The organism is Symplocastrum torsivum (assembly GCF_059505465.1).
Genome location: NZ_JCACKQ010000030.1, coordinates 50,231 through 62,737 on the forward strand (window position 1 = coordinate 50,231; position 12,507 = coordinate 62,737).

General features: G+C 47.2%; 10 protein-coding genes. 7 read left to right on the top strand and 3 right to left on the bottom strand.

Annotated features, from left to right (window positions below; all coding sequences use genetic code 11):
- Positions 1-247 precede the first annotated feature (247 nt).
- On the top strand, positions 248-625 hold the full coding sequence (locus AC5JL3_RS10220; protein ID WP_496074388.1) for a Mo-dependent nitrogenase C-terminal domain-containing protein: 378 nt from the start codon (positions 248-250) through the stop codon (positions 623-625).
- 671 nt (positions 626-1,296) lie between these two features.
- Here AC5JL3_RS10220 and AC5JL3_RS10225 read toward each other — a convergent pair.
- The gene (locus AC5JL3_RS10225; protein ID WP_496074389.1) at positions 1,297-1,842 is read right to left on the bottom strand and encodes an NUDIX hydrolase; all 546 of its coding nucleotides are present in this window, start codon (positions 1,840-1,842) and stop codon (positions 1,297-1,299) included.
- Between the two features lie 272 nt (positions 1,843-2,114).
- Complete coding sequence (locus AC5JL3_RS10230; RefSeq protein ID WP_496074390.1) at positions 2,115-2,327, bottom strand: high light inducible protein; 213 nt, start codon at positions 2,325-2,327, stop codon at positions 2,115-2,117.
- 99 nt (positions 2,328-2,426) lie between these two features.
- Between AC5JL3_RS10230 and AC5JL3_RS10235 the strand changes: the two genes are divergently transcribed.
- From AC5JL3_RS10235 to AC5JL3_RS10255, 5 genes are all read left to right on the top strand, one after another.
- Entirely contained in the window at positions 2,427-3,482 is a 1,056-nt protein-coding gene (locus AC5JL3_RS10235) for a dipeptide epimerase (RefSeq protein WP_496074391.1), read from the top strand.
- Complete coding sequence (locus AC5JL3_RS10240; RefSeq protein ID WP_496074392.1) at positions 3,466-4,512, top strand: N-acetyltransferase DgcN family protein; 1,047 nt, start codon at positions 3,466-3,468, stop codon at positions 4,510-4,512. The genes AC5JL3_RS10235 and AC5JL3_RS10240 overlap by 17 nt, the downstream gene beginning before the upstream one ends.
- 164 nt (positions 4,513-4,676) lie before the next feature.
- Complete coding sequence (locus AC5JL3_RS10245; RefSeq protein ID WP_496074393.1) at positions 4,677-6,506, top strand: M48 family metallopeptidase; 1,830 nt, start codon at positions 4,677-4,679, stop codon at positions 6,504-6,506.
- Positions 6,507-6,562: 56 nt separating this feature from the next.
- Positions 6,563-7,435 (top strand): SMP-30/gluconolactonase/LRE family protein, encoded by an 873-nt coding sequence (locus AC5JL3_RS10250; protein WP_496074394.1) that lies wholly within the window; start codon positions 6,563-6,565, stop codon positions 7,433-7,435.
- A 666-nt stretch (positions 7,436-8,101) separates the two neighbouring features.
- On the top strand, positions 8,102-9,757 hold the full coding sequence (locus AC5JL3_RS10255; protein WP_496074395.1) for a cellulase family glycosylhydrolase: 1,656 nt from the start codon (positions 8,102-8,104) through the stop codon (positions 9,755-9,757).
- Between the two features lie 290 nt (positions 9,758-10,047).
- Here AC5JL3_RS10255 and AC5JL3_RS10260 read toward each other — a convergent pair whose 3' ends face one another.
- On the bottom strand, positions 10,048-11,793 hold the full coding sequence (locus AC5JL3_RS10260) for an ABC transporter ATP-binding protein/permease (RefSeq protein ID WP_496074396.1): 1,746 nt from the start codon (positions 11,791-11,793) through the stop codon (positions 10,048-10,050).
- Positions 11,794-11,903: 110 nt separating this feature from the next.
- Between AC5JL3_RS10260 and arfB the strand changes: the two genes are divergently transcribed.
- A complete protein-coding gene (gene arfB, locus AC5JL3_RS10265; protein ID WP_496074397.1) occupies positions 11,904-12,320 on the top strand; it encodes an alternative ribosome rescue aminoacyl-tRNA hydrolase ArfB in 417 nt (138 codons plus the stop codon).
- Positions 12,321-12,507 lie beyond the last annotated feature (187 nt).

Sequence of the window (12,507 nt, forward strand, 5' to 3'; positions counted from 1 at the left end):
TTTTAAGATCAGCTGCTGATTGCAGCAGTGAAGTGACCCAATCAATTTACTAACGGGTCAGACCATACAGAACCGACATACCTGTAATAACAACAAAGCTTCGCTCTTCTAGGCAACTGGGAAGTGCCAATTGCTCCTGGCAGCCCGCCAAAAAATTCACCGGGATTTATCCGGTGTGGATAGCTAAGCAGTTGTAGGTTAATTACAAGCGATGCGGTTCGCTTCTTCCGGACACAGGAAAGTAATCATGAATGTATCGGAGTATACAACACCCAATCTAGTTCACACAACCTGGGCTTGGATTCATCCCCAAAGGGTGTCCTCACAGAAGCCAATTTCTGCCAATCCCCTCCAACCGAAGAAAACCTTAGATCTGCTTCAGCCACTACGGCAGTGGCTTGACAACGTTGAAGTCCGCAATCCCAAATTGGCACACCGCCTTTGCAAACTGATCCCGGCGCAGTGTCCGTTTGAGCGTGACGTTAAACTCTTAGGTCATACCCTTTTTCACATTCCGCCGATGTGCAAGCTAAATCCGCTTTATGAGGAAGTGGTTGCCTTGCGCTTCCGTGCTTTGTGCTATCTAGCTGATGAATGTGGTGAAGATATCGCCGCTTACTGCTAGTTTCCTAACTACCAGGAAATTGATCTAAGCCGCACGAGGGCATAGATGATGAAAGAGTATTGTTGGTTCTCAAGTAGGTCATTGCAGATAAGCAATGACATGGAGTTTGTAAACCATCGCTAATCGATGGAGATAAAAGAATTTCTTTTGCTTTTCCGAGATAGCGGACGCGATACCCCTGTCACTACCCTATATAAGCGTGTACTCAGTACTTAGTTTTCTGTAGTGCGTTCACTTCGCGGTTTCTTTCTTACAAAGCTTGTTTCCTAGTGGAGAGATGGACGTAGAACGATGAACATCGGTATAGCGTTTCTCGATCTGGTGAGGTACAACTTCAATATCAAAAGGCTTGATATAAAAAAGCTTGGTGTACCTCAGTTACATGGAAAACGCTATATTAGCTGATGTACTTCCTGTAAGCGCGGTTATCTATACCACTTTCAATAAGCTGCTGCACATTTAACTTGTATAATCTGGATGGTAGGATACCCATCCTACAATCAATAGGCTAAATAGCAGCTTGCAGGTTAAATGTTCGACAGCTTACTTATCGGCAATACCATCGAAATAGAATCTCCAGCAGCGCTCAAGTGGCTTAGCCACTTGAGCGTTGTTGCTATATTTTTGGTGCTAACACAAGCTCTTTACTACCCTCTGTAAATAAAGAAGATTTATTCAAAAGACAGAAGGTTTAAACCTAAAAATAAAGCAGCAATTGTTCCACAGACACAAATTTCTCCTGTTGAAATTTTTTCTAAAACCTCTGTCACAGGTATTAATACGATTTCAACATCTTCTGTGATATCCAGTTGTTGTGTACCCGAAGGCTGGGCATTCTCTGCAAGAACTAAATAAATTTTATTTGTATCTTTTACAGGATTATCGTATAAAGTCGCTATTAGATTTGTTCGCTCAGCAACATAACCCGTCTCTTCTTCTAATTCTCTTCGAGCCGCTGTTAAGCCATCTTCTAATTGTGGGTTAAATGAACCACCAGGAAGTTCTAGAAGAATTTCACTGACACCGTGGCGATACTGACGGACAAAGACAATTTCTCGCTTTGGCGTTACTGCTAGTACAAGCGCAATATCAGGTCTAATATTGACAAAATAATCATCAAGAACGATGCCATTTGGTAACTCAACCTCATCTTGCCTGACTTGACACCAAGGGTTGTCAAAGACAAGCTTGGAGTTGATAGTTTTCCATCTCTGCATTAGTTGTTAGTTGTAAGTTTTTGGTTTTTAGTTGTCACTAGTTATTGGCTATGCCCATTTCCTCTAACCGATTAGATATTGCCATAAAAATAGAGTCAGGGAAATAATAACCTGACTCAAGCTCCACCCGATTAACTTGGTGAAGATGTATTGTATTTTTTTCGCTACATCTAGTGCAGTGTGGCGGAAATAACTATCCAGTTGAAAAATGTTAAAAAGCTTGCCTTACAAGCAATATTCATAAAAGCCTCCTGCATAAGAGCCTTCTTTCACTAGAGGCTGGACAAGAAGCCAATCAATCCCTGACCACTAAACGCTTCCAACGCTAACAGTGAAATAAACCCAATCATTGCCAAACGTCCATTGAGGGCTTCAGCGTAGGGAGTAAAGCCAGTACGAGGATCGGCTTGGACATACATTTTTGGCTCAACAGCAAAGTTATTCAATTTGCCTTGCTCGTCCACAATAACTCCATTGCTACGCATAAGATTCTCCTAGGGTGTATTTGCATTGTTAACTATGTAAATTAATGTAACAAAATACTTAAGTTTTGTAAAGGAACGAGAGCAAGACTCAGAAAAATTATGCGTATTGGCGTAAAACTCTTCACTGTACATAAGCGATTTCCCCTAACCATCAGTCGCGGGACAACCTCCCAGACAACTAACGTGTGGGTGCAGGTAGAACAGGAAGGCATTGAAGGTTGGGGAGAAGCATCCCCGTTTTCAATCATTCGAGAAGATCGACAAACCACGGAACGTCTCTTTGAGGCGCTACAGGTGATTGCCCCTATGTTGGAGAAATTTAGCCCTTGGGAACGGCAGAAGATTGAGCGGGTGTTGGCGGAGGCAGAGTTACCATCAGCAGCTTGGGCTGCAATTGATTTAGCCTTGTACGATTGGTTAGGGAAACGGGTAGGAATGCCGTTGTGGCGTTTGTGGGGGTTAAATCGTCGTCAGATTGTGCCAACTTCCGCAACGGTTGGGATTAATTCACCGGAAGGGGCAAGACAGCGAGTACGAGATTGGTTGCCCTTTACGGGTGGAGGGGTGCTGAAAATCAAGCTGGGCAGTCCAGAGGGAATTGCGGCTGATCAGGAGATGCTGCTAGCGATTCGAGAAGAAGCGCCCCAAGCGGAGTTAAGTGTTGATGCAAATGGGGGTTGGAGTCTAGATGAGGCGGTAAAAATGTGTGATTGGCTTGCCAGTCAGGGAGTAAGGCATGTGGAACAGCCACTGGCAGCAGGGCAAGAAGCACAATTACCAAAGTTGTATAAGCGATCGCCTTTACCGATTTTTGTTGATGAAAGCTGCTTCACTAGTCGTGATATTCCTTCTCTAGCCGATCGCGTACATGGCATTAATATCAAACTCATGAAATCGGGAGGTCTAACCGAGGCGATGCGTATGGTACATACAGCAAGAGCGTGTGGTTTACAGGTAATGTTCGGCTGCTATTCTGACAGTACCCTTGCTAATACAGCCGCAGCACAGCTTTCGCCGCTAGCAGATTATCTCGATTTAGACAGCCACCTAAACTTAGTGGATGACCCTTTTACAGGGGCAACAGTACAGGATGGGTGTTTGATGCCAAATGAGTTACCAGGACTAGGAGTGCAGCATCATGCATCTAACCCCTAATTATCGCCTTGCGATTTTGCTCCATGAAGGCATTCGTGGTCCTAATGGAAAAACGGGACTAACGCTTTTACGCTATGCACAAGCAACAATTGTGGCAGTGATTGACAAGGAGTGTGCTGGAGAATCCTTGTCTGAACTTACTGGCATTCGCTGTGACGCTCCAATTGTTGATTCAGTAGCCTCAGCACTCGCTTATCAACCCGATGCCTTGGCGATTGGAATTGCTCCTTCTGGCGGTACCCTACCAGATGCTTGGTGGCAGGAGGTAAAGCAAGGCGTAGCTGGTGGGTTGTCGGTAATTAATGGGTTGCACACACCGATGGCATCTGACTTGGAGTTACAGGGATTACTGAAAGAGGGTCAGGTAATTTGGGATATTCGTCAGGAACCAGAGGGATTGGGGGTAGGAAGTGGAAAAGCGCGATCGCTTCGCTGTAAACGTGTTTTAACCGTTGGAACTGACATGAGTGTCGGCAAGATGTCAGCGAGTCTAGAGTTGAATCGAGCGGCACAGAGTAAAGGGATACGCTCGAAGTTTCTAGCAACAGGACAAGCAGGTGTGATGATTTCCGGGGAAGGAATACCCTTAGATGCAATACGGGTGGACTTTGCGGCTGGTGCAGTCGAGCAAATGGTGATGCGCTCTGGTAACGATTACGACTTACTAATTGTTGAAGGGCAAGGTTCACTGCTGCATCCGGGTTCAACAGCAACCCTGCCGTTGATTCGAGGTACTCAGCCAACCCAATTGGTATTGGTACATCGGGCTGGACAAACTCACATCCGTCAGCATGACCATGTACCGATTCCACCGTTACCGGAGGTGATTCGACTGTATGAAATGGTGGCTAGTGCGGCTGGGGCGTTTGCGCCTGTACAAGTGGTTGCGATCGCACTCAATACAGGTCATTTAGATGCAGACGCTGCCCAACACGCGATCGAGCAGGTAAAAACCGAGACAGGCTTACCCTGCACGGATGCTGTGCGCTTGGGAGCGGATTTGCTAGTGGACGCGGTGATGGCAGATTAAGCCTTAAAAAGGCTTTCTTCAGGCAGATAAACACGAGAGCGATTGAGCGCTGCATAATTATTGAAAGACTTGCCTGAGCTACACCCTGCACAGCCGTACAATCTCGCTGTGGTGTTCCAAATCCCTGAATCAAACCTCATTAAGCAATCCCCAGAAATCTCCTCATGAAATTCCTCTGGAATTCGCTGCTAATCTCTTTGGGAATCTTGCTGCCAACCTCGACATCGGTTGTCTTAGCGGAATCCCTGAAATCTTCGGACTCCGTTTCTGTCATCGCTAATACACCAACACAGTACCCGGAAACCGTTGCGATTCCGGAAACAACACAAGAACTCCCTCCACCCAGAACGGTAAGCGATCGCTCATCACCGACTGTAGAAACCATTGTTATTCCGGACGCTGCACCTGCACCAACAACTGAGGAAGGGGATGCGGTAGAAAATGTAGAAACAACAGATTCTCCCAATCAAAACTCCACGGCTGAAACAGAGGTTCAAACAGGTACTACGGAAAATGCGGACACAACAACTCCGGATTCCGAGAACTCAACCGCTGAATCAGAGACTACAGAAAACACCGAAACAACTGATTCACCTAGTTCTGATGACTCTACTGAGGCAGAAGAACCAGAACTCACCCCAGAAGAACTCGCACGACAGCAGAAGCTTATCGAAGCTGATCAACTTTATTTGAGTGGACAGATTGAAGCCGCTCAACAGCTATATCGTGAAGCCAAAGACCCATTTACAGCAGAAGCTGAAGTACAGGAACAAGCTGCACCGATTTATGATACCGCCCAACTAACACCAGCAGGTTCGGTGTACTGGCGTCAGTCTGAGGCAGGTTTAGAACAGAAGCTTGAAACGAAAATTCTTGCCCCACTTCGGTTATTAGTTGAGCAGTATCCTGAATTTATCCCTGGTCATTTGCGCTACGCTCAGGCTCTTGAAGAGTATGGCAGGGAGGAAGAAGCGTTACAGGTTTTAGAGCGAGCTACAACACTTTATCCGAACGAGCCGGAATTACTCAGGGCGACGATTAGAGAGTTGGGTGAGGCGGACAAGTGGTTGGAAGCATCGCTGACAGCGCGACAATTTGCTTTGCTTCACCCGGATAATCCCCAGGCTGGGGAGTTTACCACTTTAGCAGAGGAGAATCTAGAGCGTTACAGGTCGCATCTACGTCGTAAGTTAAGGGGAAATGCGATCGCCAATGCTATCACTGGAACACTTGGCTTCATCCTTACAGGTAATCTCTTTGGCCCGATTTCTGCGATCGACACTACAGTATTGATGTTACGGGGAGAATCAGCCGTTGGTGAGTCGGTAGCGAACCGAGCGCAAAAACAACTGCCGATGCTAGAAGACGAAGAGGTGCTGGCTTACGTTCGGGAGGTAGGAAATAAATTAGCGACAGTTGCCGGACGTGATGATTTTGAATATGAGTTTTATGTTGTCATGGATGATAAGCTCAACGCCTTTGCTTTGCCAGGAGGTAAGGTATTTATCAATGCTGGTGCGATTCTAAAAACGCGCTCTGAAGCAGAACTCGCGGGTTTACTAGCTCACGAGTTAGCTCATGCCGTTTTGTCTCATGGTTTTCAATTGGTTACTGAGGGCAACTTGATAGCTAATGTCACCTCATACTTCCCCTATGGCGGCACTGCTGCTAATCTCATCGTTCTCGACTACAACCGGGATATGGAACGTCAGGCAGACGCACTGGGTACGAGAATCCTAGTTTCCAGTGGCTATGCGGCAGATGGAATGCGTAACCTGATGGTGACACTGGATAAGGAAGAGCGCGAAGAACCAGTATTTGCATGGCTCTCAACGCACCCAAACACACAAGAGCGAATTAACAACATGGAAAGTCTGATTGAGCGTAACGGCTACAACCGCTATGCCTATGAAGGTGTGGCGCGACACATCGCCATCCAAGAACGAGTCGCAAAACTTTTAAAAGAATACGAACGCAAGGAAGAAGAAGACTAAATCGCCGCAAGGGTGTCGAACAACCAACAACTAACAACTAACAACTACTTAACTACATGGATTCACCCGAAATCATTGCCGATTGCTCGTGCCACAATGCTGAAGGTCCGCTTTGGCACCCCTTGGAACAGAAGCTTTACTGGACAGACCTTCTTACAGGTCGCCTGTTTCGCTATGACCCCGCAACCAAAGCTTATGAACAAATCTATTCTGGTGAATCTATCGGCGGCTTCACTATTCAAGAAGATGGGTCACTTCTTCTGTTCAAGGAACGTGGTGCAATTGAGCATTGGTGTGAGGGGAAAATCACTCCCCTAATTCCTGAACTTGCTGAGGAACGGGAAAGCCGCTTCAATGATGTCATTGCTGACCCTGTTGGGCGCGTTTTCTGTGGCACAATGCCCACTCCTGACCGCTTGGGTCGCCTATATCGCCTAGACACAGATGGTACCCTCAGTCTAGTCCTTGAAGGAATCAACGTTGCTAACGGCATGGGCTTTAGTCCGGACAGAAAACAGTTCTACCATACCAACTCAGAGCAACGCGAAATTTCTCGGTTCGACTACGACCAAAATACTGGCACCCTCCGCAATCAGCAGGTTCACATCACCACCCCTGAAGGCGAGGGCGTACCCGACGGTTTAACAATTGATGCAGAAGGCTACCTTTGGTCAGCGCGTTGGGATGGTGGGCATCTCTTCCGCTATGCTCCTGATGGCACCGAAGTTTTGCGTATACCCTTTCCTGCCTTGAAGGTGACTAGTGTTACGTTTGGTGGAGCCGATTACACTGAGATGTTCATTACTACAGCAGGTGGTGATGACCGTGCTACTGAAGGAACGGGAGCGGGAGCTATCTTCCGCCTTAACCTTGGCATTCAGGGTGTGCCAGAATTTTTTTCCCGTATTAGCTTTAACCCGCTTGGTTAGAGTTAATTGGGCATTGTGGCAATTATGTTTATTTCTGCTTGCTGATTGAGTAAGTCCTATTTAGGAATTGAATAAGCCGTTTTATGTAAGAGTTTTATAAAGAATTGGATAACTAGATAAAGTTATTGTAAATATTTCCTATCAAGAAATATTTATGCGATCGCAAAAAGACTTGATTCGGTAAATTGATTGAGTGAATCAATCAATCTCATCAGAATTAGTGATAGGTAAGAGTGGCTCTTGCTAGCTATGAGTATCATCATAAATAAAGGGAGCAAACTCAGACACAAGAAGAACTCGATTAGCTTGCAATTCTCAATTTATAAGGTACTTTTGCAGAGCAAGCTAGAGCCACTATTGGGAACAGGATTCCGCTAGATGTTGTCGAGTTAGCAAGGGTGACGGACAGCAAATGTTAACAAGATTTAGCCAGTCATACGTTGAGTTAACTCAAGTTCTCTCGTTCTGACCGAGTCAACCGCTTTACTTTTCACAACTATGTCTAGATTTTTTCAGCCACGCTCTCGGCTAAACCACTTTACATCAGCGCTCATGCTGATGGTTAATCGCTGCTTGAGCAAGCTTCAACTAACCTCTGTGTTTCGCCACAACACAAGAGCCACCAAAACGTCGGACAGAAGGCAGTACGCTTCTAGAACGAAACGAATGAACTTGAAGCCGTACTCGCGGCTGCTTTGGTTTGGGTTAGCGATCGCCTTTTCGTCCCTTATCAGCATCATCTCACCGTCTCCAAGCCCTGTGGATGCAGCCGCAAGCGCAATCATTCAGCCGCCGCTTTCCACCAATCGCTCAAAAATTGTCGATGCCAACGGTCGATCTGTACTACTTAGAGGGGTGAACTGGTTCGGTATTGAAACAGAGATGCACGCCCCTCATGGCTTGTGGAAGCGAGACTACAAGGAGATGTTAGCTCAGCTCAAAGGCTTGGGCTACAACATGATTCGACTTCCCTACTCTGTACAATCCCTACGTGCCTCAGATGTAACGGGAATTGACTTTAGCATTGGCAGCAACAAAGAGCTTGAGGGTAAATCACCCTTAGAGGTCATGGACGCTGTTATACAGGAGGCACAGCGCCAGGGATTACTAATCCTACTAGACTCGCACCGCCTCAACGACCAGCGCATTCCAGAATTGTGGTACGGTGACGGATTTACCGAAGCTGACTGGATTGATACCTGGAAAATGTTGGCAACCCGCTACAAAAATCAGGCGAACGTCATTGGGGCAGACTTGAAAAATGAACCCCACGGTCGGGCGAGCTGGGGTACAAACAACAAAGAAACAGACTGGCGACTAGCCGCAGAACGAGCTGGCGATGCGATTCTCTCGATCAACCGCAATTGGTTAATCGTCGTAGAAGGTGTTGAAAAGAACGTTCCAGGTCAAAAACTAGCCGTCCACTGGATGGGTGGAAATTTAGAGGGTGTTGAGCGCTTCCCAGTACGCTTGTCACGTCCCAATAAATTGGTCTACTCTCCCCACGAGTATGGTCCTGGTGTTTTCGATCAGCCTTGGTTTTCCGAATCACGCTTTCCTAACAATCTCACCAGTCGCTGGGAAACAGCATGGAACTATATTGCCACCAAAGGCATTGCTCCTGTCTTAATTGGAGAGTTTGGCGGACGGCAGGTAGACAAGAATTCCAAGGAAGGAGTTTGGCAGCGGAAGCTTGTAGATTTCATCAGTCAAAAAAATCTGAGCTTTGCCTACTGGAGCTGGAATCCCAACAGCACTGATACAGGCGGCATTCTGCAAGATGACTGGCTGAGTGTCGATGCTCCCAAGCAAGAAATACTTCAGGGATTGCTGAGGGCAAACAGTTTTGCCCAAAGTTCTGCAAGCACTCCCATTAGCTCACAGCCTCCCAGTTCACAACCTTCTAGTTCACGACCTCCCAGCTCACAACCTTCCAGTTCACAACCAAGTCCTAAACCTGTTGTTATCAATCCCGCACCCAACTCTCAACCGAGTGTGAGTGTTCCGACGACTGGTCGAGGTCAGCTAAAAGTAGCATCTAATATGCAGTCAGATTGGCAATCCGGCTTTTGTATGAGTATGCAGGTCACTAATCCAAGCAACACCAGTGTGCGTGATTGGCAAGTGACATTCCAAATGAATCAAGCGGTAATTAACAACAGTTGGAATGGTAATTTCAAACCCCAAGGCTCAAATTATGTAGTCACCCCCTTGGATTGGGGACAAGTCATTGAACCTGGTCAAAGTCGAGAAATTGGATTTTGTGCCAACAAACTTGGGTCTGACTACCAACCTCGGCAGATATCCGTTTCATTGCGGTAAGGTTTCATCTCGGACAAGGGGAAGGATTTTTCTTTAGGAATTTACTAAAACCTCGCTTATAACTGTCAGCCAAGTTTTAGGCGGAAGTTCCCCCTCGCGGGGGACTTCCGATGAGCTTAAACCGTTGCAGCAAGATTTATAGAGCCATTTTCGTCTTGCCTAACCGTAGTCATGTAATCTAAGCTTTTTTAAGAATTTACTGTGGCAAGATTGGGGGTAATTGTAGAGGACTTGATCTATTAGCAAGGGACTTGAGTCCCTTGCTGGTACAGCTGAGATTTCAAGATTTGTCAGTCAATCAGTGATGGAAGTTCCAACAACTCCGGTTGTTCTTCGACAAGAGCCAGAGGTTGTTTTATCTGCCACGTCTTATCCTGCGAAAGTTCCAACACAGACTGATGGTAAGAAGCCAACGTAGAGCGATGCCCCACACTCAAAAAAGTAGTCCCTTTCGTCTGCAAATGTTGATATAACCGTTCCTCGTTCCCCAGATCTAACGCGCTGGTTGCTTCATCCAGAATCGCGTAATTAGGTTTGTTCAGCAGCAACCGGGCGAAGGTTAGCCGTTGTTGTTCACCTAACGAGAGGACATCTGCCCAATCCTGCTGGGCATCAAAACCCCCAAATCGTTCATCCAGTTCCGCTAAATTCACCTGTTCCAGAACTTGCTTCAAGTGTTGCTCGTCAACCTCAAGGTGGGTATTGGGATAGAGCAGTTGATCGCGCAGAGTGCCCAGCACCATGTAAGGACGCTGCGGCAGAAATAGAATCTGGTTGGGTTCAGGACGAACAATCGCACCCTCACCAGAATCCCACAATCCAGCGATCGCTCTTAGCAGAGAACTCTTGCCGCAACCACTCGGCCCCATCACCAAAAGCCCCTGTCCAACGGGTAACTCTATCGACAAATCTTCCACTAACGTCCGCTGATAATTGGGAGTTTGCAGGCTGAGGTGTTCGACTGCCACCCGATCTGCCTCAATTGTCTGAATCCTTGGCTTTTCCTCATCGGATGCCTGGGTTGCCTCTGTCTGTTCTAAAAACTCTGCAAAGGTATAGAGACGATTAATTCCAGCTCCAAAAGTGGTCAATTGCTGGAAGCGGGCAACGACAACATTGAGCGAGAAGAAGACGCGGACAAAAGCTCCCTGTGCTTCAGAAACTTTACCGACCTCCATTTCTCCAGCAAAAATCGCGGGTGCGACAACCAAGGCAGGCAGGACGAAGGGGATGAACTCATAAGCATTCGTCAGAACATTTAAGTTCAACTCCCAAACCAGCAGCCGTTTGACATTCTCAAACACATCCAGAAACCGATGCTTGACCTGATTCGACTCCTGCTCCTCCCCTCGGTAAAAGGCGATCGCTTCCGCATTCTCCCGAATTCGCACTAGGCTAAAGCGGAGATTCGCTTCCTTCTTGAGTTGCTCAAAGTTGAGTCGGACAAGCGGCTTACCAAAAACGACGCTTGTAACCAGAGTTCCAATCAGGGCATATAGCACCAGAAAAAACACTAGGGGTTTAGAAATGCCCCAGAGTACGCTGCTGAAGGCGATCGTTGACAGCACCGATTCCACCAACCGCAGCAAAAAGGTGAGGGACTCCTGGGTAAAACTGCGAACATCCTCCGCAATCCGCTGATCTGGGTTATCAATCTCGGTTTCTGAGATATGCAGGTTGTAATAAGCGCGATCGCGAAAGTAGTTATCCACGAATCGATGGGTGAGCCATTTGCGCCATTGCAAACTGAGGCGATCGCGCAGATAGGTATAGGCTGCGAGCAATGGTGCATAGATCACCAGCACACCGATGAAAATGATCACGGTTTCCCAGAAGCGTGGCTCATCCTGGGCTGAGAGGGCTGAAATCAGCACCCCTCGCTTGTTGTTGAGCACGACACTCAACCCCGTATACGCCAGCAGACACAGCACAACCCCCAGCAGTAATCCTCTGGCTTGCCATTTCTCATCCCCTGACCAATAGGACTTGGCGATCGTCCAGAACTGCTGAAGTACATTGAAGTTCAATCGATCCATCGGCTTGTTTCCCTTACAACTCGGTCTGCCAGGAGATAATAGATAGAGCTGAATCAGAGCAAAATTTACTCAAATACTGGTGGGACTCATCTCTGGGCAATTGTTAAATTATGCTACAAATTTCTAATGTCGTGAGCATTCCAGAGTATGAGATTGAGATGAGTGCGGTTCGCTCTCAAGGGGCAGGGGGGCAAAACGTGAATAAGGTGGCGACTGCCATTCACCTGCGCTTTGACATTGTGGCTTCCTCACTGCCCGATCGTTACAAAGAGCGATTGTTGAAGCTTTCCGACCAGCGCCTTACCAAAGATGGGGTGATTGTGATCAAGGCTCAAGAACACCGCAGCCAGGAGCAGAACCGGGAAGAGGCGTTGCAACGGCTGCAAGACTTGATTAAAAGTGCGATCGCAGTCCCCAAACTCCGCAAAAGGAGCAAACCGACTCGGAGTTCTCAAAGAAAGCGTCTGGATAGCAAAACTAAGCGATCACAACTCAAGACGATGCGAGGAAAAGTGACGGATGAATGAAAGGGCTTACCACTTACTTATCCTGCCTGACCAATCATCTCTGCCACAATCTTGCCTGAACTCATAACTCCTGGTAATCCTGCTCCTGGATGGGTTCCGGCTCCCACACAATAGAGATTAGGAATATCCTCACTTTGGTTATGAGGGCGGAACCAAGCAGACTGAAACAAAGTAGGCTCCACTGAAA

Coding starts and splice junctions, on each gene's coding strand:
- AC5JL3_RS10220 (WP_496074388.1), top strand. CDS start 248: ATGAATGTATCGGAGTATACAACACCCAATCTAGTTCACACAACCTGG.
- AC5JL3_RS10225 (WP_496074389.1), bottom strand. CDS start 1,842: ATGCAGAGATGGAAAACTATCAACTCCAAGCTTGTCTTTGACAACCCT.
- AC5JL3_RS10230 (WP_496074390.1), bottom strand. CDS start 2,327: ATGCGTAGCAATGGAGTTATTGTGGACGAGCAAGGCAAATTGAATAAC.
- AC5JL3_RS10235 (WP_496074391.1), top strand. CDS start 2,427: ATGCGTATTGGCGTAAAACTCTTCACTGTACATAAGCGATTTCCCCTA.
- AC5JL3_RS10240 (WP_496074392.1), top strand. CDS start 3,466: ATGCATCTAACCCCTAATTATCGCCTTGCGATTTTGCTCCATGAAGGC.
- AC5JL3_RS10245 (WP_496074393.1), top strand. CDS start 4,677: ATGAAATTCCTCTGGAATTCGCTGCTAATCTCTTTGGGAATCTTGCTG.
- AC5JL3_RS10250 (WP_496074394.1), top strand. CDS start 6,563: ATGGATTCACCCGAAATCATTGCCGATTGCTCGTGCCACAATGCTGAA.
- AC5JL3_RS10255 (WP_496074395.1), top strand. CDS start 8,102: ATGAACTTGAAGCCGTACTCGCGGCTGCTTTGGTTTGGGTTAGCGATC.
- AC5JL3_RS10260 (WP_496074396.1), bottom strand. CDS start 11,793: ATGGATCGATTGAACTTCAATGTACTTCAGCAGTTCTGGACGATCGCC.
- arfB (WP_496074397.1), top strand. CDS start 11,904: ATGCTACAAATTTCTAATGTCGTGAGCATTCCAGAGTATGAGATTGAG.